The 19,260-nt window shown below is 57.9% G+C and carries 20 protein-coding genes and 1 pseudogene; 13 read left to right on the top strand and 8 right to left on the bottom strand.

The window, feature by feature from the left end; translation table 11 throughout:
* Window positions 1-35 precede the first annotated feature (35 nt).
* A complete protein-coding gene (yrfG, locus tag AB7M29_RS04675) occupies window positions 36-698 on the top strand; it encodes a GMP/IMP nucleotidase (protein ID WP_030129609.1) in 663 nt (220 codons plus the stop codon).
* 119 nt (window positions 699-817) lie between these two features.
* On the opposite strand, the gene lysM is transcribed toward yrfG, so the two are convergent.
* The gene (lysM, locus tag AB7M29_RS04670; RefSeq protein WP_038978513.1) at window positions 818-1,258 is read right to left on the bottom strand and encodes a peptidoglycan-binding protein LysM; all 441 of its coding nucleotides are present in this window, start codon (window positions 1,256-1,258) and stop codon (window positions 818-820) included.
* A gap of 138 nt (window positions 1,259-1,396) precedes the next feature.
* Between lysM and AB7M29_RS04665 the strand changes: the two genes are divergently transcribed.
* The 4 genes from AB7M29_RS04665 to AB7M29_RS04650 all read left to right on the top strand — a co-directional run bounded on the left by AB7M29_RS04665 (window position 1,397) and on the right by AB7M29_RS04650 (window position 6,400).
* Entirely contained in the window at window positions 1,397-2,284 is an 888-nt protein-coding gene (locus AB7M29_RS04665) for a LysR family transcriptional regulator (protein WP_217855205.1), read from the top strand.
* 93 nt (window positions 2,285-2,377) lie between these two features.
* Window positions 2,378-3,217, top strand: a complete 840-nt coding sequence (fdhD, locus tag AB7M29_RS04660; protein ID WP_052962862.1) for a formate dehydrogenase accessory sulfurtransferase FdhD — start codon at window positions 2,378-2,380, stop codon at window positions 3,215-3,217.
* A complete protein-coding gene (locus tag AB7M29_RS04655) occupies window positions 3,214-5,562 on the top strand; it encodes an FdhF/YdeP family oxidoreductase (protein WP_454246432.1) in 2,349 nt (782 codons plus the stop codon). The genes fdhD and AB7M29_RS04655 overlap by 4 nt, the downstream gene beginning before the upstream one ends.
* A gap of 355 nt (window positions 5,563-5,917) precedes the next feature.
* Window positions 5,918-6,400 carry a glycine zipper domain-containing protein gene (locus AB7M29_RS04650; RefSeq protein WP_123721694.1) on the top strand — a complete coding sequence of 161 codons (483 nt, stop codon included), beginning with the start codon at window positions 5,918-5,920 and terminating at the stop codon, window positions 6,398-6,400.
* A 70-nt stretch (window positions 6,401-6,470) separates the two neighbouring features.
* On the opposite strand, the gene AB7M29_RS04645 is transcribed toward AB7M29_RS04650, so the two are convergent.
* The 4 genes from AB7M29_RS04645 to AB7M29_RS04630 form a co-directional block, all read right to left on the bottom strand.
* A complete protein-coding gene (locus AB7M29_RS04645) occupies window positions 6,471-6,902 on the bottom strand; it encodes an acyl-CoA thioesterase (protein ID WP_454246431.1) in 432 nt (143 codons plus the stop codon).
* A gap of 175 nt (window positions 6,903-7,077) precedes the next feature.
* Window positions 7,078-8,304 carry a 3-hydroxyacyl-CoA dehydrogenase NAD-binding domain-containing protein gene (locus AB7M29_RS04640; RefSeq protein WP_454246430.1) on the bottom strand — a complete coding sequence of 409 codons (1,227 nt, stop codon included), beginning with the start codon at window positions 8,302-8,304 and terminating at the stop codon, window positions 7,078-7,080.
* 154 nt (window positions 8,305-8,458) lie between these two features.
* Window positions 8,459-10,393 carry a RecQ family ATP-dependent DNA helicase gene (locus AB7M29_RS04635; RefSeq protein ID WP_454246429.1) on the bottom strand — a complete coding sequence of 645 codons (1,935 nt, stop codon included), beginning with the start codon at window positions 10,391-10,393 and terminating at the stop codon, window positions 8,459-8,461.
* 116 nt (window positions 10,394-10,509) lie between these two features.
* Window positions 10,510-11,013 carry a polysaccharide deacetylase gene (locus tag AB7M29_RS04630; RefSeq protein WP_454246428.1) on the bottom strand — a complete coding sequence of 168 codons (504 nt, stop codon included), beginning with the start codon at window positions 11,011-11,013 and terminating at the stop codon, window positions 10,510-10,512.
* 311 nt (window positions 11,014-11,324) lie between these two features.
* Here AB7M29_RS04630 and AB7M29_RS04625 point away from each other — a divergent pair, with 311 nt between their 5' ends.
* From AB7M29_RS04625 to AB7M29_RS04590, 8 genes and pseudogenes are all read left to right on the top strand, one after another.
* Window positions 11,325-11,603, top strand: a complete 279-nt coding sequence (locus AB7M29_RS04625; protein ID WP_454246427.1) for a hypothetical protein — start codon at window positions 11,325-11,327, stop codon at window positions 11,601-11,603.
* Window positions 11,604-11,712: 109 nt separating this feature from the next.
* A complete protein-coding gene (locus AB7M29_RS04620) occupies window positions 11,713-12,840 on the top strand; it encodes a hypothetical protein (RefSeq protein WP_454246426.1) in 1,128 nt (375 codons plus the stop codon).
* Window positions 12,841-13,226: 386 nt separating this feature from the next.
* Complete coding sequence (locus AB7M29_RS04615; protein ID WP_217855182.1) at window positions 13,227-13,526, top strand: hypothetical protein; 300 nt, start codon at window positions 13,227-13,229, stop codon at window positions 13,524-13,526.
* Window positions 13,527-13,622: 96 nt separating this feature from the next.
* Window positions 13,623-14,126, top strand: a complete 504-nt coding sequence (locus AB7M29_RS04610; protein WP_367616726.1) for a hypothetical protein — start codon at window positions 13,623-13,625, stop codon at window positions 14,124-14,126.
* Window positions 14,126-14,398, top strand: coding sequence for a type II toxin-antitoxin system RelE/ParE family toxin (locus AB7M29_RS04605; RefSeq protein WP_217855180.1), 273 nt, complete (start codon window positions 14,126-14,128; stop codon window positions 14,396-14,398). The genes AB7M29_RS04610 and AB7M29_RS04605 overlap by 1 nt, the downstream gene beginning before the upstream one ends.
* Window positions 14,399-14,419: 21 nt before the next feature.
* Window positions 14,420-14,566: pseudogene (locus tag AB7M29_RS04600) on the top strand (YhfG family protein); the annotation flags it as partial.
* A gap of 57 nt (window positions 14,567-14,623) precedes the next feature.
* Entirely contained in the window at window positions 14,624-14,977 is a 354-nt protein-coding gene (locus AB7M29_RS04595; RefSeq protein ID WP_454248696.1) for a DUF1493 family protein, read from the top strand.
* Between the two features lie 82 nt (window positions 14,978-15,059).
* Window positions 15,060-15,536 carry a helix-turn-helix domain-containing protein gene (locus AB7M29_RS04590; protein ID WP_454246425.1) on the top strand — a complete coding sequence of 159 codons (477 nt, stop codon included), beginning with the start codon at window positions 15,060-15,062 and terminating at the stop codon, window positions 15,534-15,536.
* Between the two features lie 328 nt (window positions 15,537-15,864).
* Here AB7M29_RS04590 and AB7M29_RS04585 read toward each other — a convergent pair whose 3' ends face one another.
* The 3 genes from AB7M29_RS04585 to AB7M29_RS04575 form a co-directional block, all read right to left on the bottom strand.
* Complete coding sequence (locus AB7M29_RS04585; RefSeq protein WP_454246424.1) at window positions 15,865-17,409, bottom strand: phosphoenolpyruvate carboxykinase; 1,545 nt, start codon at window positions 17,407-17,409, stop codon at window positions 15,865-15,867.
* A gap of 167 nt (window positions 17,410-17,576) precedes the next feature.
* Window positions 17,577-18,479, bottom strand: coding sequence for an Hsp33 family molecular chaperone HslO (gene hslO, locus AB7M29_RS04580; RefSeq protein ID WP_454246423.1), 903 nt, complete (start codon window positions 18,477-18,479; stop codon window positions 17,577-17,579).
* 224 nt (window positions 18,480-18,703) lie between these two features.
* Window positions 18,704-19,111 (bottom strand): RNA-binding S4 domain-containing protein, encoded by a 408-nt coding sequence (locus AB7M29_RS04575; RefSeq protein ID WP_007903079.1) that lies wholly within the window; start codon window positions 19,109-19,111, stop codon window positions 18,704-18,706.
* Between the last annotated feature and the right edge of the window lie 149 nt (window positions 19,112-19,260).

Genomic DNA, 19,260 nt, shown 5'->3' with positions numbered 1-19,260 from the left:
CTCGGATATCTTTTTTACCGCTGGAGAAGTTTTTTATGTCCCTGCTGCCCTGGCGCGACATCGATACCGTTTTGCTGGATATGGACGGCACGTTGCTGGACCTGCACTACGACAACCATTTCTGGATGGAGCACCTGCCCCAGCGTTATGCCGAGCTGCATGGGGTGAGCCGGGCCATGGCGGAGCTGGAACTGCAGCCGTTGTTCGAACGCAATGCCGGTCAGTTGCAGTGGTACTGCCTGGACTTCTGGAGCGCCGAGCTGAAGCTGTCGGTGCGCGAACTGAAACTGGAAACCGCGCACTTGATCGCCCTGCGACCGGATGCGGACACTTTTCTGGCAGCGATCAAACGGGCCGGCAAACGCGTGGTACTGATCACCAATGCCCACCGCGACTCGCTGTCATTGAAGCTGGAACGAATTGAACTGGCGCCGTATTTCGAGCGTTTGATCAGCTCTCACGATTACGGTTTCCCCAAGGAAAACCCGCAGTTCTGGGATGCCTTGCAGGCCGACATCGGCTTCGACCCGACGCGCAGTCTGTTTATCGACGATACGCTGCCTATTCTGCGCAGTGCGCGCAATTTTGGCGTGGCGCATCTGCTGGCCGTGAGCGAGCCGGACAGCCGCAAAGGGCCGAAGGACACGGCCGAGTTTGCGGCGGTGGGGGATTATCGGGAGTTGATTGCCGGGCTTTAGACCGAGTCGCTTGTATCGCGGGCAAGCCACGCTCCCACAGGATCTGTGTCGTTCGCATCCTTCGTGAACGACACAATTCCTGTGGGAGCGTGGCTTGCCCGCGATAGCGATCTCAAGCCTTATTCAGGAATCCGCAACACCTGCCCCGGATAGATCTTGTCCGGGTGCGAAAGCATTGGTTTGTTGGCCTCGAAGATTTTGTTGTACTTGTTCGCGTCGCCGTATTCGGCCTTGGAAATCGCGCTGAGGGTGTCGCCCTTTTTAACGGTGACGAACCGCGCCGCCTGAGCAACCGGCCCCGTTACCGTGATCTGGTCATCAACGCTACCGACACCGGCAATATTGCCCACGGCCAGCAGAATTTTTTCCTTCTCTTCCTGACTCGCCACTTCACCGGTGACGATGACTTTGTCACCCTCGATTGTCGCCTGAACATTCGGATTACCCAGGCCGACCTTGCTGATGTGTTCCTTCAACTGTTCGCTGGCATTCGCATTGCCAGGTGTCAGCAGATCGATAAGTTTTTCGCCTGCTTCTTTCACAAAGCTAAAAATACTCATGGTGCACTCTCCTTGGGGTTTAGGTGTCCAGACGCCAAAGACTAGACCAGCCTTGCGCAGCCCGGTTCCCAGCCGACCAATGACCCAACCCCGCGCAGGCGGTAGAATCGCAAACCTTGCCCGCGCCCTGGAGCGAAGATGGACATCAAGCAGCTCAAATTCCTCATCGCTCTCGACGAAACCCGGCATTTCGGCCAGGCCGCCGCGCGTTGCCACATCACCCAGCCAACCCTGTCCATGCGCCTGCGCAGCCTCGAAGAAGAGCTCGATCTGCCGCTGGTCAACCGTGGCCAACGCTTCGAAGGTTTCACTGCGCCGGGTGAGCGTGTGCTGGCGTGGGCGCGTACGGTGCTCGCGGCCTACGACGGTTTGCAGGCCGAAGCTGCAGCCTGTCGCGGTAACCTCGTGGGTACGTTACGTCTGGGTGTGGTGCCGCTGTCGAGTTTCGACCCGGTACCGCTGATGCAACGCCTGCACGCCGAACACCCGAACCTGCGCTTCGAACTTTCGGCACTGAGTTCCGAACAGATCCTCGAACAACTGGCGAACAATCGCCTCGACCTCGGCGTTTCCTATCTGGAACGCCTGGACGGCGAGCGTTTCGACTCCCTGGCCTTCCGCGAAACCCACATGGGATTGCTCTACGATCAGCGTTTCTTCAGTTTCGGCGACGCGCCCTTAAGTTGGAAATCGTTGATTGAACTGCCGCTGGGCATGCTCACCAGCGGCATGCATTTTCGCCAGTCCATCGACCATAACTTCCACAGCCGGGGCTTGGCCCCCCAACCGTTGCTGCAAACCGATGCCGTCCACCAACTGTTACAAGCAGTACACGGTGGTCTGTGCTGCGCCGTGATGCCATTGGAAGGTGGTCTGGAAAACCTCACCGATCACTTGCGCCTGCAGCCCATAGAAAACGCCCAGACTCTCGCCCGGCTGGGGCTGATCATGCGTCGCAGCGCTCCACGTTCGGCGCTTGCAGAAGCGTGTTTCGCCATCTATCAACAATCAATGACAGGCTCTTGATCGACGCCATCTATCGGCAGATCAGTAATAGCAATTAGACGCGACAAGTTGACGCGCCTAGTCTTAAAGCTGACCAAACCGTTGGTGACCCTAATGAACGCCAAGCGCCCTGTCCGCGCGGCGCCTGCTATTGAAACGCCCGCGCCCACCGCAAGCCAGACATACAGTTACTGCAACCTTGAATACACCGAATCGGCCAGCGCCGCGCTGGCCGAGGAAGTCGCCTTGGCAATCGCCTATAACGGCATCAGCCAAGCGGTCATGTTGGTGACGCCCACGGATCTGGAAGACTTCATCGTCGGCTTCAGCCTTGGCAGCGGCATTATCGAAGACGCTTCAGATATCTACGACTTGCAACTCAGCGGCTCGGGATCGGCGCAATACGCGCAAGTGACCATCGCCAACCGCGCCTTCTGGAACCTCAAGCAGCAGCGTCGGCAACTGGCCGGCACCAGCGGTTGCGGGCTCTGTGGCGTGGAAGCGGTGGAGCAAGCACTGCCCGATCTCAAAGTACTGCCCGGCGCCCCGCTGCCCCCGGCAGAATGGCTGGACGGCCTGCGCCAGCGCATCGGCGAATTCCAGCCGCTGGGCCAGTATTGCGGCGCAGTGCATGCGGCGGTGTTCATGAACGGCAACGGTGAATTACTGTTGGGCCGCGAAGACATCGGCCGGCACAACGCCCTCGACAAGCTGATCGGCGGGTTGATTCGCCAGAAAATCCCGACCACTGGCGGCCTGGCGATTGTCACCAGTCGTTGCAGTCTTGAATTGATCCAGAAAGTTTTACGCGCGGGCATCCAGACACTGGTCAGCCTGTCGTCACCCACGAGCCTTGCCGTGCAATGGGCCCGTCGTCACAACCTCAATCTCATCCACCTGCCGCAGAAAAGTGCACCGCGGGTCTACAGCCCAGCGTTGGAGAATCAAGCGTGAGTCAACACCGTCAAGCCGACCAGAAACCCGTCCCCCGCTACAAACCCTACAAAGGCCCAGCCGGTGGCTGGGGCGCGCTGATCAGCGTCGCCCAAGCCTGGTTGACCAGCGATAACGCGCTGAAAAACCTGCGCATAATGCTCAAGACCAACCAGAACGGCGGCTTCGACTGCCCGGGTTGCGCCTGGGGCGATTCTCCGGAAAAGGGCATGGTGATGTTCTGCGAGAACGGCGCCAAAGCGGTGAACTGGGAAGCGACCAAACGGCGTGTCGACGCTGCATTCTTTGCCAAACATAGCGTCACCTCACTGCTGGAACAGAGCGACTACTGGCTTGAATATCAGGGCCGCCTGACCGAGCCGATGAGCTACAACGCCGAAACCGATCGCTACCAACCCATCAGCTGGGATGACGCCTTCGCGCTGATCGGTAAACATTTACAGGGCCTGTCGAGCCCGGACCAAGCCGAGTTTTACACTTCGGGCCGCGCCAGCAACGAAGCGGCGTACCTCTATCAGTTGTTCGTGCGTGCCTACGGCACCAATAACTTTCCCGATTGCTCGAACATGTGCCACGAGGCCAGCGGTGTGGCCATGGCGCAAAGTGTCGGCATCGGCAAAGGCACGGTGACCTTCGACGACTTCGAACACGCCGATGCGATTTTCGTCTGGGGCCAGAACCCCGGCACCAACCACCCGCGGATGCTCGAACCCCTGCGCGAAGCGGTGAAACGCGGCGCTCAGGTTGTGTGCGTCAACCCGCTGAAAGAACGCGGCCTGGAACGCTTCCAGCACCCGCAGCATCCGCTGGAAATGCTCACCAACGGCGATAAGCCGACCAATACCGCGTACTTCCGTCCTGCGCTGGGCGGCGACATGGCGGTGCTGCGCGGCATGGCGAAATTCCTGCTGCAATGGGAACGCGATGCGCAGAAGGCTGGTGCCCCGGCGGTGTTCGATCACGACTTCCTCAATGAACATGCGGTCAACGTGCTGGAATACATGGGCGTCATCGACGACACCCCATGGGAGCAGATTGTCGAGCAGTCCGGCCTGACGCTGGTGGAAATCGAGCAAGCGGCGCGCATGTACGCCAAAGGCAAGAACGTGATCATGTGCTGGGCCATGGGCATCACCCAGCATCGCCATTCGGTGCCGACCATCCAGGAAATCGCCAACCTCATGCTGTTGCGCGGCAACATCGGCCGGCCGGGAGCCGGTCTGTGCCCGGTCCGTGGCCACAGTAACGTGCAGGGCGACCGGACGATGGGCATCAACGAACGTCCGCCGGTGGCGTTCCTCGATTCACTGGAGCGGCGCTTCCAGTTCAAGGTGCCGCGTGAAAACGGCCACAACGTGGTCGAGGCGATTCACGCCATGGCCGACGGTCGCTCAAAAGTCTTCATCGGTCTGGGCGGTAATTTTGCCCAAGCCACGCCGGACAGCACCCGCACCTTCCAGGCCTTGGCCAACTGCGACCTGACCGTGCAAATCAGCACCAAGCTCAATCGCAGCCATTTGGCCCACGGTAAAGAAGCGCTGATCCTGCCGTGCCTGGGTCGTACCGACATCGATATCCAGACCGAAGGCGCCCAAGCGGTGACCGTGGAAGACTCGTTCAGCATGGTCCACGCCTCCAACGGTCAGCTGCAGCCGCTGTCGAACCAGATGCGCTCAGAGCCTGCAATCATCGCCGGCATTGCCGCCGCGACCCTGGGCAGCAAACCGGTGGACTGGAACTGGCTGGTGGCCGATTACCGCCGCATTCGCGACCTGATCGCCGACACCATCCCGGGCTTTCGGGACTTCAACGAGAAAATCCAGAACCCGGGTGGTTTTCACCTGGGTAACAGCGCCCGCGCACGTCGCTGGAATACCCCATCGGGTCGGGCCAACTTCCGTGCGAACATGCTGCCCAAAGACCTGGTGCACGAACGCACCCGCGCCACCGGCGTGCTGCCGGACCTGATCATGCAGTCGATGCGCTCCCACGATCAGTACAACACCACGATTTATGGTCTTGATGACCGTTATCGCGGGGTGAAAGGTCAGCGGGATGTATTGTTCGTCAATGAGGCCGACATCATTCGCCTGGGTTTCAAACCGGGGCAGAAGGCTGACATCGTTTCGATCTGGGATGATAGCCGTGAGCGCCGGGTGAAGGGTTTCACGCTGCTGGCGTTTGATATTCCTGCCGGGCAAGCGGCCGCCTATTATCCGGAAGTGAACCCGCTGGTGCCGCTGGAAAGCACCGGGGATGGCAGCCATACGCCGACGTCGAAGTTTGTGGCGATTCGGTTGGAGGCGGCGAGTGAGACCGGGTTGATCATGGCCAAGTCGGCTTGACGCGGCGACTGGTCTGGCCTCTTCGCGAGCAAGCCCGCTCCCACACTTGATCTTCAGCGGACACAGATTTTGCGTACGACTGAGTTCCAATGTGGGAGCGGGCTTGCTCGCGAAAGCGGTGGATCATTCAACGATTCTTTCGGAACCAACACTTTCCAATCGCCCACAAAAAAGGCCGTTTCTGTATGGAAACGGCCTTTGCGAAGTAGTTAAAGACCGGCGAAAAACAGTTAAGTTCCACCCAAAAAACAGTAACTTATAGAATTGTGCTCAAGTCGTGTTACTCGTCGGATTTCTATTGTCACAACCATGACACAGCCTCAGGATCGCGCCGTCATCCCCTTGAGGTTCCTCTATGAAGTTCTCCTCGATTCTCTTGTTGTCCCTTGGCCTGGTCAGTGGCTTCGCTTCTGCAGGCGGCACCACCGAAGCGGGTGTGGGCGGCGCATTGGGCGGGGTTCTTGGCTCGGTCGTCGGTCAATCGCTAGGCGGCAATACAGGTTCAACCATTGGCGCGGCCTTGGGCGGCGCGGGTGGTAGCGCCGTCGGCGCAGACAAACGCAGCCGTGGCGAAGCCGCCATTGGTGGTGCGTTGGGCGCAGCAGGCGGTAACGTGGTCGGCCGCAGCATGGGCGGCACCACCGGCAGCCTGATCGGCTCTGCAGCAGGCGGCGGCGCTGGTGGCGCGCTGGGTAACTACATGGGCAGAGAGAGTGATCGCGACGATGATCGTCGTTCCTATCGTGACCGTGACGATCGTCGCTACTACCGTGACGGCCATCCAGGTCGCGGCCATGCCTATGGCCATCGCAAGCATAAACATCGCTATCGCGACTGAGGCTTGAATCGCCTCGTTTATCGGTAGATCAAAAAATCGCAGCCTTCGGGCTGCGATTTTTTTTTGCCGCTCAAAGCGCTAGCCGCTCCAATGCACCGCGCAATCCGGCAGGAATCGCCACCGGTTGATTCGATGCCCGATCCACGAACACATGTACGAAGCGTCCCGCCGCGCAGGCTTCCTCTTCATCCGCCTTGAATACCGCCAGTTCGTATTGCACCGAACTGTTGCCCAACTTGCCGACCCGCAGGCCGATCTCGATCCGGTCCGGGAAAGCGATGGAGGCAAAGTAGTCGCAGGCCGAACTCACCACAAAACCCACCACCTCGCCGTCATGGATATCCAGACCGCCGACTTCGATCAGGTAGGTATTCACCGCCGTGTCGAAGAAGCTGTAATAGGTGACGTTGTTGACGTGACCGTAGACGTCATTGTCGTGCCAGCGGGTGGTGATGGGCTGGAAGTGCGGGTAGTCGGAGCGTTGGGGCATCGGGTTGGACATCGGCGTCGGTTCCTGGGGTTGAATGGCTAGTTTAAGGTGAAACCGCGTCGCCCCTCTTCGCGAGCGGGCTCGCTCCCACATTTGGATCTTCATTGATCACAGATTTGTGAACGACTGAGATCCAGGGTGGGAGCGAGCCTGCTCGCGATTAGGCCGTCACAGACGCCACATAAAATCACACGTCAGCAAAGCCTCGCCCCTCTGCCGCCAGCTCACCAATCAACCGCGCCGGCGTCCACTGATCACCCTGACGGGTCTCCAGTGCCAGCAACCGCAGATGAATATCTTCCAACCCTTGCTGATCCGCCCAGGCCATCGGCCCGCCCTTCTCCGCCGGGAAGCCATAACCGTTGAGGTACACCAGATCGATGTCATGCGCCGACGTCGCAATACCTTCCTGAAGAATCTTCGCCCCTTCGTTGACCAGCGCCAGCAAGCAACGCTCCAGAACCTCTTCAGGGCCGATCTGGCGACGCTGGAACCCCAACCCTTCGCTGACTTCCAGCACCAGCGCATCGACCTCCAGATCGTGCTCAGCCTGGCGACTGCCCGGTTCGTAGTGGTAATACCCGTCGCCACTCTTCTGACCGAAACGCCCCAGCTCGCACAAGCGATTGTCCACTTGAACCTCCGGCGCATCCTGACCTTTGCCAGCCAGTTCCCGAGCGCGCCACTCCAGGTCGATGCCGACCACGTCGTACATGCGGAACGGCCCCATGGCGAAACCAAAACCTTGCAGCGCCGCATCCACCTCGTAAGGCAATGCACCCTCCAGCAGCATCTTGCGCGCTTCGAGCACGTACGGATGCAGCATGCGGTTGCCGATAAAACCATGGCAGTTGCCCGACACCACACTGACCTTGCCCATGCGCTTGCCCAGCTCCAGCGCCGCATCAAGCACTGCCGGCGCCGTCTGGGCGCCACGCACAATCTCCAGCAGTTTCATGATGTGCGCCGGGCTGAAGAAATGCAGGCCCAGCACCTGCTGCGGACGGCGAGTGGCAGCAGCAATCGCGTCGATGTCCAGCGCCGAGGTATTGCTGGCCAGAATCGCTTCAGGTTTCATCAGGCCGTCGAGCTCGCGGAAGATTTTCTGTTTCAACTCGAGGTTTTCGTAGACCGCTTCGATGACCAGATCGACATCGCGGATCGCTGCGTAATTGGCAGCCGCCGTCACCCGTGCAATGCGCGCATCCGCCTCTGCCTGATCGATCCGTCCCTGACGCACATTGTGGGCGTAGGTCTCAGCCACGCTGGTCAGTGCCTGCTCAAGCATCTGCGGATTGTTATCGACCCATTGCACCGGCACCCCGGCGTTGGCCAGGCACATGACAATGCCACGGCCCATGGTGCCCGCGCCGATCACGGCGGCGCGCTGAATATCGAACGGTGTCTGGCTCATGATTGTTCTCTTGTTAGCGATCCAAAGACAGTCCTCACCATAGTCAGGCGCCGGGCTTTTTTGAAATTTATTCCTGTGATGAGCGACATTCAGGGGATGGATGTGCGTTCAAAATAAAGGTCATCAAGACAGTTGCTCCCACATTGACGGTGTTTCAGCTTGGCAGGTGCGCTTGAGCCCACTCCCGCACGTCGCCATACGGATAATCCTCCAACGCCGCAAACCCCGGAATCGCCCGAGCCTTGAGTTTGGTAAACAACGGCACGCTGATCCCGCACAGAAACCGCGTCACGCGCTCCGCCGATGGAGCACTCCCCGTGTGCTGCTCGTGCCTGTGGATAAAACCACCACACAACGCCTCGAAATTTTTATCCACAAGCGCTGGCAATTCCGGCGGTGCCGGCAATCGCGCCACCTGACCGTGACACACCGAGCAATGCCCACACTGCCGGGGCGCGTTATCGTCGCCGAAGTACTCGGCCAGGCGGTAACCCAGGCAGTGGTCAGTGGCGAACAGATCGAGCATGGCGTGAATCCGAGCGATCTCGGTGCGCTCGTGTCGGGTGAAATAGGCGTGCAATTCAGCGCTCAGGGTTGGGGAATCAAAGTCCGCGTCCAGCAGGCTGTAGACTTCGGTCATCTGCTTGCTTTCGACCTCGACCCAGCCCTTTTCCTGAAAATAATCCAACGCCTTGACCACCCGACTGCGCTCGGCGGAATACTGCTCATACAGCGCATCGAAATTCACCGTGGCCCAGGTCCGTGCGCGGCTGGAGGTCTGGATGATGGCCGAGACGAAGTCCCTGCGCTCCCCCTCGAAACGGGCAAGCAAGGCTTCGGGCTCCTGCAAATACTTGAAGCGGTATTCGGCGTAATAGGCATAACGCGGTGCGATTATTCCGCGCAGTTCAAGCTGTACCAGCAAGGTCTTGAGCGGCAACTGGCGAATGTTGCTGTGATCAGCCAAAGGTCCCAGCAGAAACTCCCACTGCCCCTCGGGTACAGCGGCTTGCAACTCGTCGAGTACGTAACGAATGCCGTCCCGTTCCGGCGTGTCGCCGTAGACGAAGTTCTCCAGCACGTTGAGGCTGTCGCGGTTGGCCAGCACCAGGCAATCGGATGGCTGCCCGTCACGCCCGGCGCGGCCGATTTCCTGGCTGTAGTTTTCGATGGATTTAGGCAGGTCGAAATGCACCACGTTACGGATATCGCTTTTGTCGATGCCCATGCCGAAGGCAATGGTGGCGACAATGCAATTGGACTGCCCGCCCATAAACCGTTTCTGTATTCCTTCCCGCTGTTCATGGGGCAAACCGGCGTGATAGGCCTCGGCCTGGATGCCATTGCGGCCCAGATGTTCGGCGATGTGCTCGGCGGTTTTCTGCAAGGTGACGTAGACGATACTCGGCTGGCCGGGACGTTGGCTCATCCACTCGACAAGGCGTCGTCGCTTGTCCTGGCCGCGTACCGGTTCCACCAACAGGTTGAGGTTGGGTCGGTAGAAACCGGTGGTCACCACATCCTCAGGGGAGATGCCGAATTTGGCCTCCATGTCAGCGATCACCTTGGGTGTCGCGGTGGCCGTCAGCAGCAAGGCCTGAGGGATGTTGAACTGGCGCTGATAGTCCGGCAGCTTGAGGTAGTCGGGGCGGAAGTTGTGACCCCATTCAGAAATGCAGTGGGCCTCGTCCACCACCAGCAGCGAGATCGGCACCTGCTGCAAAAAATGGCGGAAGCGCTCGTTCTTCAGACGCTCCACGGAAATCATCAGAATCTTCAATTCCCCGGACTTTGCCCGGGCCATCACATCGCTGGCGTCATCGCGGCTCTGGGCCGAATCGATACTGCCCGCCGCAATGCCGTGGCGCTGCAAGAACGCCAATTGATCCTGCATCAACGCCAGCAAAGGCGAGACCACCAATGTCAGGTGCGGCAGCAACAACGCCGGCAATTGATAGCAAAGAGACTTACCCGAACCGGTCGGGAAAATCGCCGCCGCCGAGCGCCCGGCCAACACAGCACTGACCGCCGCCTCCTGGCCAGGCCGAAACTGTGGATAACCGAAAACCTGTTCCAGGGTGTTGTGCATAAGCTGTCACTCCGTTGACCGCTGCGAAGCCCAAAGCCTAGCCGGCGAACGCAGCGAGTCGAGAAAAGGTCGGGGGCAAAAACGATACGGGATGATACAGCGGATAGGTCGGGGGGCTACGGCACCAACACCGCCACCCGCAACTGCTCATCCAGCGCCTGCTCATGAAACACCCGGCTCTTGCTCGCCCAAACCGCAAAAGCCGGGCTGATCTCGCCAGTGAACGCCGCCGCCAACTGACGCAAATCCGCGACACTTCGCACACGGGGGCAAAAGGGTTCACCGTCACAGTTCTGGCTGGCGTTGCGGTAGGTAATCAGCAACCGATCCCACAACCCCTCACGCACTTGCCTGACCGACTTGAGCTTCACAGCCTGCACACCCAGTCGCTGTTTCAGACCCTGTTCATCCAGCGCTTCGCTGGCCAACAGCGCCTTGCCCACCATCAACACCTCGGCGCGGGACGCAGTATCGACGTCTGCCTGAGTGATCAGCCCCTGTGGCCAACCGGTGCGGTCCATGTTGGCAAGGATCAGCGAATGATCCCCGTCAGCAGCGCCGGTCAAACGGTAAACACCGGCCCACAACAACAAAATCGTGGCCATACGCAGCCATTGCATACCTAATTCCCTTTAAGAGTCGACTCAGACGCTTCGAAACGTCCTACAAATTCTGGCGCGCACCATGCAGAGCTTTGATGCGCTAAGCCTGACAGGCCCGTAGGAATATCGACCTCTAAGGGAAAAGCTTAAAAAATAGTTGGGGTATGCGTAGGCAAAGGCCGATAGCGCCGGTAAACAACCTACAAAACCTGTCCATTTGCGCCACCTTGCGATGCCTCGCCACGGCCCTCTATAGTTTTTCGACGCGGCTGAAAACATTGTGTCGGCCTGCCGGCGAGACTGCCCGACTTCCCACAGGACTGACCTCGATGACCACGTTCCATTCGTTAACAGACCGCTATCACCCGCTCAAAACCAGCTACAGCGATACCCCCGTGTTGGTCATCGACACCGAAGCCAATCCTCACGAGATTCTCGACGCCTCCCTGCAACGCATCCGCGCCGCCAGCGATCTGCTCGAAACGCTCTATTGCCTGTGCTTCAAACAGGCTGACGTGAAAGACATTCCCAATATCGTCAACGCACTTTACTTGCTGACCCAAGATGGCTGCAAACTTCTTGAAATCGCCAAACAGCGAATTAAATAAAAACACAAACAACTGACACACCTTACAAAACCAGCAACAACTAATCACTTCACCATTCAAACAACAAAAACTAACGTGCCAGCTCTTACATTAAACAAGAGCAACACAAATGACTGTATTAACTATTTTCTTCTGCGGCACTGGCTCAACTAAATTCGACGACACCAATGCAAATTACTGGGACGGCGAACTGGTATCGACACTCGCATCCCACCATCTTGGCCGTGAGTTTGCCGAATGGATCGTGGTCGACGGGCCCGGCAGCGGTAACCTGCAAGCCGACGATCTCTTTACCAAGTCCGAGGAATACGGCCTCAGCGGCACACTGTTCGGCAACGGCTGGGAGCAAAACGTCCAGCATGCGATCAACATCATCAAAGGCCAGTGTGACTGGCAGCGCGAGCAACTGACCGAAGAAGAATACAACCGCCTCAAAGCAGCCGGCATTCCAATCGAAGACGTAAAAGTTGAAGGCTCGTGGCTCTGGCGAAAATACAACTATGGCGATCGCAGCGTGACCCAGCAGGCGTTACAAGAACAGATCATCAAAACCTTCCGAAAGGACGGTGTTATTCCCACCCAAGTAAACTTGGTCGGCTGGAGCCGTGGCGGCATTAGTTGCCACATGCTGGCCAACGCCATGTTCAAGGACAGCGAACTTAAAAACATCCCGGTTAATATCTTTGCAATTGACCCGGTGCCGGGTATTGGCAACTTTCAGGATGACAAAGTCAAACTCGGCGCCAACGTCAAAGAGTATGTAGGTTTCTATGCCCGTGACGAACGCTCGAAAGGTTTCAGCTGCGTTATTCCGCAAACCGCTACCGGCACCAAAACCCACATTTACCCCATGGCAGGCCGCCACGCCACCCTGGTTGGAAACGCCTCCGCCGATGGCGTCAACGGCCCGAAAATCCTGGCCGAGCCAGGCCGGATCGTCCGCCACTTCGCCGAAGTCTGCCTCCAGCGTTGGGGCGTGCAACTGGACAAGTCGTTGAACCTGACCCATGCCGATCTGGAGAACCTCGGCAAAGCCATGGTCGACAACGAAGCGATGTACCAGCTGATGCACAAATACTCTTACACCTACTTCACCGAGCTGGATCAAGGCGAACGCTATGTTTCGCTGGGCAGCCAAGGGGTCAACTTCTCGGCAGTGAAAGGCACTATCTATACGCCGGCGACTGGGCTGACGACTAGCGTGCTGGATGTTGCGGCGTATCAGCATATTTGTTGAGGTGATGGCGCGGGATGGCGGAAAAATACGAGAAATTGCGTCGCGGAAAATTCCTATAGAAACGGCCTAGCCAAGGCTCATCCGGTTCCTACAAGCGGGGACTCCTTGTCGTCTATCGCTGCCCGGAGCTCGCACCTATAGTCGTGACTGTCGCTGCCAAATCAGTGACTCGGGCTTGGTCACCCGAATTAGATCTACGCACGCACCCGTTGTATGCTGCCGGCGCTTTTGCGTCAGCATGCTTTATGGCGGCTGTGTTTGGGACGTCTTCGGACGTGCCGGGTTTGCGTGTGATCTCACCGGTTGACCAACCCGAACACAGTCCGCCTCCCATCGCTTGGTCACGATGGCGGCGGTTCCTTCTGATGCATTTGAGATTACATAAAATGAATTCATGGAATCCGTCCACAACCGATCGCTACCTCCCGCTGCAAACCAACCTCACCGACTCCCCGCCCCTGATCATCGATACAGAGGCAAACCCTCAGGACATTCTCGAAGCCGCCCTCCAGCGTATCCGAGCCTCCAGTGATCTCCTCAAAACCCTGCACTGCGTTTGCTTCAAACACGGCGACATCGAAGACATCCCCCACATCACCCACGCGGTCTACTTACTGACACAGGACGGCTGCGACCTGCTTAAAGTCGCCCAGCAACGCATGATGGGCTGGAAAGCGCCGGCTTAAAACCACTCTCAGGCAGGCACTGCTCCAGACAAGGGCTGCCTGCCTGATCGACGATCAATGCTGTATCCCCCCCTTTCCAACGTGAGGAGCTGAATCTTGCAAACTATTATTGATTGCGTAGCATATGAGCCACTGTTCAACAATGGACTCGCCTTCATGACAACCGAAACCATCGATCACAGCACCCTCACTCGACTGCTTGAAAACGGTTCGGTAAACAGCGCTCATATCGTCGCAAGACCAGGCGGTTGGTCGATTCAAATCCGATACGGAAGTAAAGAATGCTCGCTGACGGCACAACGCAGTCGTCAAGTGCGCCTATTCAAACGACTTGAAACACTGGTGACTTATCTGCGAGACATGGGCATCAACCACTTCGATGTGGACGCATCGAATTATGATCCGTTCCAATTCAAAACCTACACCCGCCCTGATCGCTCCGAGGCAATGAAACAGGCCCATGAGGCTGCGGCATATGAAGAATGGTTCAAGGAACAGGTACAAAGCAGTGTTGATGATTTGAGACCGAGCGTGAGCGACGAAGAGGCCCGCCGAATATTTGCCGCCAAGCGTGATGCCATACGTCAACGAGCGCGTTGATGAGGTTGGTCTGGCGTCCGATGGCGCTTGATGACCGAAGCAGAATCATGGATCACATCAGTCAGGACAACCCAATCGCAGCTGTTGCCCTCGATGAGATGTTTGAACTGAAGGCAGAGCACGCTCGACAGCGCCCGACTCTTTACAGGAAAGGCATCGTTCCAGGGACACGCGAGATAGTCGTAACCTCAAACTACGTAATGGTCTATCTGATCAGAGACGATTTGGTAGAGATGCTGCGAGTAATGCATGCCAGACAGAAATGGCCCTGAAACGGCTCCGGCACACTATTCATGAGCAAATTAACCTTCAAACAGAAACAAGCGCACTACGAAAAAGTCTGCCGTTCAAACTACTTGGCTAGCCTACGCCTCGCCGGATTTGATACGTCTCCGGCAGACCTTGACGTGCCGCTTCCTACACGAGAAGAAGTGATCGCCAAGTACCGACAAGGAAAACCGACTCAACCTGCCCTCCCCAAGCCAAACGGACGCGCTATGAACCTCGCCCTCAACTTCCCCGACGACCACGCCATGCACCTGCTCATGCAGCTGCTGCACGAAGAACTCGGCCTGCCCGAACGAAATACCATCAGCCTCACCACCTCGATCAACTTTGACCTGGGCTGTGATGGCGCAGACGCGCGGCAGCTGATGGAAGCGCTGGAGGAACAGTTCGCCATTGATTTCGTCGACTACGATGCGTATCGGTATTTTCAGCCGGAAGGGTTTGATGTGTTTCTCAAGCGTCGGGCGAAGGGGTGCGGTGACAAGGTGCCTTTGACCATTGGCATGCTTTACCAAGCGATCAAGGTGCAACGGTGGGATACGCAGGAACTGGAGAACCAATAGGGCAGACGCCACGTCTGGAACGGCTCGCATAAGTGCAATTATTCTGGCGTTATTACCTCAGAAGTGAAGGAATATTAGCTGTATGGCTAGAAAAACAGCGGCACTTCTCCCGCGTATTGCCCGACTGCTTACCGACCTCGGCGAACGCCTAAAACTGGCTCGTTTACGTCGAAGGCTGACAGCTAAACAAGTGGCAGAACGAGCCGGCATGTCTGTCATGACGTTGCGCTCTCTGGAGTCGGGTGGTGCGAGGGTGACGATGGGAGCTTATCTGTCGGTGATGCACGTATTGGGTCTGGAGCAAGACTTGAACAAGGTTGGCGAATCCGATGAGACGGGACGTCGACTACAAGATGCTCAGTTAAGTCGAGCCCTAGGCCCAAAGGCTAAAAAACCCGGGCGCGAACCAAGCACAACTGCCGCCAAAGCAAGCAAACCACACGGCTCTCAGGCAGGTAGCGTTATTCGTAAGTGGTCTCTCAGCGAGAGTGATCTTCGCGACTTCCCGCTGAATACCCACTCACTGTCCGCATTACTGACAAGAAAAAAGAAGCCTTAGCCCAACACATAACGAATGAGGCAGGTTGTTGTGCGCGCATGGGGCTGATGCAGGGGTAAACGCCATCACCGATTACGACACTAATCGCTCTTTGCAGCCCGAAAGCTACGACGTGCACCTCAAGCGCAGGGCGAAAAGACGCGGCGACAACCCCCCATTAACCATCGGGGTCTAGTGGATCAGGACAACAGAAGGGGAATAATTCTGGCTGTTTTGCGTGTTTACTGCGGGAATATTGCCAGTTCTGTCTCGTAGAGAACTGAATCGCGCCCACAAAAAAGCCGCCCCAAAAGGACGGCTTTCTCTTACCTCAAACCACTACCGATTCTTACAACTTCGGCCCAGCAGCCTTGATCGCATCGCTCACATCAAACTTTTTAAAGTTCTCAACAAACAACCCAGCCAATGCCTTAGCAGCTTCATCATAAGCAGCCTTGTCAGCCCAGGTATTACGTGGGTTCAACAGGCCAGTCTCAACGCCCGGCACAACCAACGGAACGTCCAGGTTGATGGTGTCCAGGTGCTCAGTCTCAGCACCGATCAACGCGCCGCTCTGGATCGCTGCGATGACGCCGCGAGTGGTCGGGATGTTGAAGCGTTTGCCGACGCCGTAGCCACCGCCGGTCCAGCCGGTGTTGACCAGGTAAACCTTGGAGCCGAAGCCGCGGATGCGCTTGATCAGCAGTTCTGCGTATTCGCCGGCCGGGCGCGGGAAGAATGGTGCGCCGAAGCAGGTGGAGAAGGTCGACTTGATGCCGCTGCCGGACCCCATTTCGGTCGAGCCCACCAGTGCGGTGTAGCCGGACAGGAAGTGGTAGGCCGCTTGTTCTTCGCTGAGGATCGAGACTGGCGGCAGTACGCCGGTCAGGTCGCAGGTCAGGAAGATCACAGCGTTTGGCTCGCCACCGAGGTTCTTCTCGGAACGCTTCTCGACGTGCTCCAGCGGGTACGCTGCGCGGCTGTTCTGGGTCAGGCTGCCGTCGGCGTAGTCGGCTTTCTTGGTGACCGGGTCGATTACGACGTTTTCCAGTACGGCGCCGTGCTTGATGGCTTTCCAGATGACCGGCTCGTTCTTCTCGGACAGGTCGATGCACTTGGCATAGCAACCGCCTTCGATGTTGAACACCACACCCTCGCCCCAGCCGTGCTCGTCGTCACCGATCAGGTAACGGCTTTCGTCAGCGGACAGGGTGGTTTTGCCGGTACCGGACAAACCGAAGAACAAGGTCACGTCGCCCTCTTCGCCGATGTTGGCGGCGCAGTGCATTGGCAGTACGTCGGCGGCCGGCAGCAGGAAGTTCTGCACCGAGAACATGGCTTTCTTCATTTCACCGGCGTAGCGCATGCCGGCAATCAGCACTTTTTTCTGGGCGAAGTTGAGGATCACGCAACCATCGGAGTTGGTGCCGTCACGCTCTGGAACGCATTCGAAGTTGGCAACGTTGAGAACTTGCCACTCTTCACGGCCAGCCGGGTTGTACTGGGCCGGGTTGATGAACAGGCAACGACCGAACAGGTTCTGCCAGGCAGTCTGGGTGGTCATCTTCACGGCCAGGTAGTGCTCTTCGGCAGCACCTACGTGCACGTGGGAAACGAAATGCTCTTGCGCATTGTTGAAGGCCTCGACGCGAGCCCACAGGGCATCGAACTTGTCGGCCGGGAACTTGCGGTTGATCGGGCCCCAGGCGATGGCGTCCTGGGTGGTCGGCTCTTCAACGATGAAACGATCGACTGGCGAACGGCCGGTACGGTGACCGGTGCGAACAACCAGCGCGCCGGTATCGGCAAGCTCGCCTTCACCGCGATTCAGGGCTTCTTTAACCAGATCATCAACACTCAGATCGGTGTACACGGCGTTATTGGCTTGCGTCATGAGGTTCCCCGTCGGCCAGTGGCCGAGTGCTCCAAACGTTTTGTAGTAGAAAGTCGTGCACTACTACCGCGAAAAAAGTGGGCCGGATTATGCCAGAAAAGCCCAAAAAGTGTAGGGCCCTCCCGTCAGAACGGCGTTATTCCGGCGTTAAGCTGCGCTGAAACGTTTTAGTGACGGGTATCTGACGGCGTATCGACCCCTGCACCAGCGAACAATTGGGTGATATCGGCTGCGTCGAACAGGTAGCGTTCGTTGCAAAACTGGCAATCGATCTCCACGGCGCCACCGTGTTCGATAACGAGTGCCTGGGCATCATCCAGACCCAAACTGACCAACGCATTGCCCGAGCGTTCCCGAGAGCAGCTGCAATGGAAACGTAGGTGCTGCACGTCAAACAGGCGCACCTGTTCTTCATGATAGAGGCGATGGAGCACGGTTTCGTTGTCCAGGCTCAGCAATTCATCGGCCGTCAGCGTGCTGGCCAGGGCGGTGATGTGCTGCCAACTGGCCGCGCGTTCTTCTTCGTCTTTCAGACGGTCGGCAGGCAATTGCTGCAGCAACAGGCCACGGGCACGACGGCCATCGGCGTAGAGCCAGAAGCGCGTGCCGACCTGCTGAGACATGACGAAGTAGTTAGTGAAGCACTCCGAGAGCGTTGCGCCGTCGAGGTCGACGATGCCTTGGTAACGCTGACCCTGGGTCGGGTCGACGGTCAGCGCCAGGACACCATTGGGCATCAGGTCGGCGAGGGTCGCATCCGGGGCAATCTGGTCGGCTTCGTAACGAGCCAGGCCGCGGATCTCACGCTCGCTGGAGCACTCAATCATCAACAGCGGCACCGGGCCTTCGGAACGGGCCTGCAGAATCAGCAAGCCATCGAACTTCAAGGTGCCAACCAGCAACGCTGCCGCCGCCATCAGCTCGCCCAGCAGTTGCGCGACCGGCTCCGGATAGGCGTGTTTGGCGAGGACTTCGGCATAGCTACGCTCCAACCCAACCAGCTCGCCGCGGGTGTCGCTGTCATCGAAGATGAAGCGTTGGGTGTAGTCGTTATCCGATAGATTGGTCATAGGTCTGGGTATCTGAAAGGGTGACAAAAAAGAAAATCGCGTCATTTCCGCATTATTGAGCGGGCAAAGTTCAGCCGTAAGGGCATTTTATGAACAATCCGGGGTTGTTCCAAGCAAGGTCAAACCTCGGTTTTCGACGAACGGCGTTTTCACTCTGCCGCCGACGAGTACACCCATATGGCTGCGCAGGTGCGCGATTGCAAGTCTGCGCCAGACGACGGTCACTACTCGTCGTTGCTGTTACCGCGAAACTTGAACAGATCCCGACGCTGCTTCTTGCTCGGCTTGCCATCAGTGCTCACGCCCAATGCCCCGGCCTTGCGCATGGCCGCAGCCGCTTCACGTTTGGCAATGCTGGCTTCGGTTTCGGCATACAGGGCCTGAGCCTCCGGCGCACCACGGCGCACGATCGACAGCGCCTGGACTACCACCGTGCGCTCCTCGAAGCCGGTGCGAATCTGAAATTCATCGCCCACCCTCGGCTCCTTGCCTGGCTTGCAGCGCTCGCCCCGGCAATGCACCTTGCCACTCTCAATCGCGGCCTTGGCCAAGGCACGTGTTTTATAAAAACGCGCGGCCCACAACCATTTATCGAGACGGACCTTGTCGTCCTCTTCGCTTTTTTGTGCCATTGGATGACCTCATTCTGAAATATCGATGAACTGTACTACCGTTTCTGTCGTGCCATGAATCACCACGCTGTGGATTAGAATGCAGGCATTCCCCCGCACATTGAGGGATGGAAATTCGGGCAGTAGATATCTGTCGCCTTTTACCCATT

The organism is Pseudomonas sp. F-14 TE3623 (assembly GCF_053629015.1).
This window is presented reverse-complemented; position numbering and strand designations above follow the sequence as displayed.

Coding starts and splice junctions, on each gene's coding strand:
- AB7M29_RS04635 (WP_454246429.1), bottom strand. CDS start 10,393: ATGCACAACACCCTGGAACAGGTTTTCGGTTATCCACAGTTTCGGCCT.
- AB7M29_RS04585 (WP_454246424.1), bottom strand. CDS start 17,409: ATGACGCAAGCCAATAACGCCGTGTACACCGATCTGAGTGTTGATGAT.
- yrfG (WP_030129609.1), top strand. CDS start 36: ATGTCCCTGCTGCCCTGGCGCGACATCGATACCGTTTTGCTGGATATG.
- AB7M29_RS04615 (WP_217855182.1), top strand. CDS start 13,227: ATGAATTCATGGAATCCGTCCACAACCGATCGCTACCTCCCGCTGCAA.
- AB7M29_RS04590 (WP_454246425.1), top strand. CDS start 15,060: ATGGCTAGAAAAACAGCGGCACTTCTCCCGCGTATTGCCCGACTGCTT.
- fdhD (WP_052962862.1), top strand. CDS start 2,378: ATGAACGCCAAGCGCCCTGTCCGCGCGGCGCCTGCTATTGAAACGCCC.
- AB7M29_RS04665 (WP_217855205.1), top strand. CDS start 1,397: ATGGACATCAAGCAGCTCAAATTCCTCATCGCTCTCGACGAAACCCGG.
- AB7M29_RS04575 (WP_007903079.1), bottom strand. CDS start 19,111: ATGGCACAAAAAAGCGAAGAGGACGACAAGGTCCGTCTCGATAAATGG.
- hslO (WP_454246423.1), bottom strand. CDS start 18,479: ATGACCAATCTATCGGATAACGACTACACCCAACGCTTCATCTTCGAT.
- AB7M29_RS04620 (WP_454246426.1), top strand. CDS start 11,713: ATGACTGTATTAACTATTTTCTTCTGCGGCACTGGCTCAACTAAATTC.
- AB7M29_RS04595 (WP_454248696.1), top strand. CDS start 14,624: ATGAACCTCGCCCTCAACTTCCCCGACGACCACGCCATGCACCTGCTC.
- AB7M29_RS04640 (WP_454246430.1), bottom strand. CDS start 8,304: ATGAGCCAGACACCGTTCGATATTCAGCGCGCCGCCGTGATCGGCGCG.
- AB7M29_RS04645 (WP_454246431.1), bottom strand. CDS start 6,902: ATGTCCAACCCGATGCCCCAACGCTCCGACTACCCGCACTTCCAGCCC.
- lysM (WP_038978513.1), bottom strand. CDS start 1,258: ATGAGTATTTTTAGCTTTGTGAAAGAAGCAGGCGAAAAACTTATCGAT.
- AB7M29_RS04650 (WP_123721694.1), top strand. CDS start 5,918: ATGAAGTTCTCCTCGATTCTCTTGTTGTCCCTTGGCCTGGTCAGTGGC.
- AB7M29_RS04625 (WP_454246427.1), top strand. CDS start 11,325: ATGACCACGTTCCATTCGTTAACAGACCGCTATCACCCGCTCAAAACC.
- AB7M29_RS04630 (WP_454246428.1), bottom strand. CDS start 11,013: ATGCAATGGCTGCGTATGGCCACGATTTTGTTGTTGTGGGCCGGTGTT.
- AB7M29_RS04605 (WP_217855180.1), top strand. CDS start 14,126: ATGAGGTTGGTCTGGCGTCCGATGGCGCTTGATGACCGAAGCAGAATC.